Source organism: Massilia eurypsychrophila (genome assembly GCF_002760655.1).
Classification (GTDB): domain Bacteria; phylum Pseudomonadota; class Gammaproteobacteria; order Burkholderiales; family Burkholderiaceae_D; genus JAFCUW01.
Map to the genome: position 1 here is coordinate 1 of NZ_PDOC01000084.1, position 956 is coordinate 956.

General features: G+C 58.5%; 1 protein-coding gene and 1 pseudogene. Both read right to left on the reverse strand.

Annotated elements, in window-relative coordinates; translation table 11 throughout:
• Positions 1-436 (reverse strand): annotated as a pseudogene (locus CR105_RS27440) (hypothetical protein); the annotation flags it as partial.
• Positions 433-956 (reverse strand): hypothetical protein (locus CR105_RS28635; RefSeq protein ID WP_180288339.1); only part of this gene is annotated, 524 nt, incomplete at its 5' end. The pseudogene CR105_RS27440 and the gene CR105_RS28635, both read right to left, overlap by 4 nt.

Consider the following 956-nt stretch of genomic DNA (forward strand, 5'->3'; position numbering starts at 1 on the left):
GAGGCAGCGCTTCGCCCTGCACATTCAGCCAGTTCGTCGGATCGTCTTTGGGGTCGGCGGCGCTCGAACTGGTGGCCGTGCGCTTGCGGTACACCTTCTGGTCGAGCGGCGAAATCACGCTTTGATTTAGGCTGTACGCCTGATTCGGAACGTAGGTCGTCGCGCCGGTAGTGGACTGCGCCACCGCCGCGGCATTCTGCGCGATTGCAACCGCTGCCTCGGCTGCGATCTTGGCCGCGGTGGCGATCTGCGCGTTCGCATTCACATCGACCGCAAGAACGTTGGCCTGAGTCGAGAAAGCATTGATCTCCGGCGGCAATCCCTGCTGCGCCAGCACGGATGCCACCGCCTTCAGGCTGAATACTTCCGGCGTGTCAGTGTTGAAATCTGGGGCGGTTGGCAGGCCGGTAATTACTTGCGAAATCTGAGCTGTCATGAGAGTCCTTTAACTTCGATTTGAGCGTTCTTGCCTGACTTGGTGACTGGAACGCTCCACTGGCCCAGGTATCCGTAGATGATCGTCATTGCGCAGTCAGACCAACCGATGAAAACCATTTCGGTGTCCATGTAGAGACTCAGGAGCCGGAAGGCTTCACTCTCGAAGCCGTCAGGAATGCGAACCGGGAAGTTGATGCGCTTGGCGCTGGCGCGCTTTAGCAGTGAGGTATTGCCAAATTTGTCGGTGCTGGTGCCGGAGTAACTTAGGATGCCCCCGTCGAACTCCCATTGGGTCTGACCGATCGTGCGCGATTTGCCGATGTAGGCGCCGCCGATTGCCGCATTGCCGCCCGGGTTGTCGACCGAGATTGTTAGCGTGCTGGTGATGAATGGCGGGATGTCGTCGAACACCACATCCCCCAAGCGAACCGGCAGTTCAACGTAAAAGTCATACCAGTTGAGGACATCGTGCCGGACTAGGCTTTTTGTCCGCGTGTAGCCGCTGATCGACTGGCTGA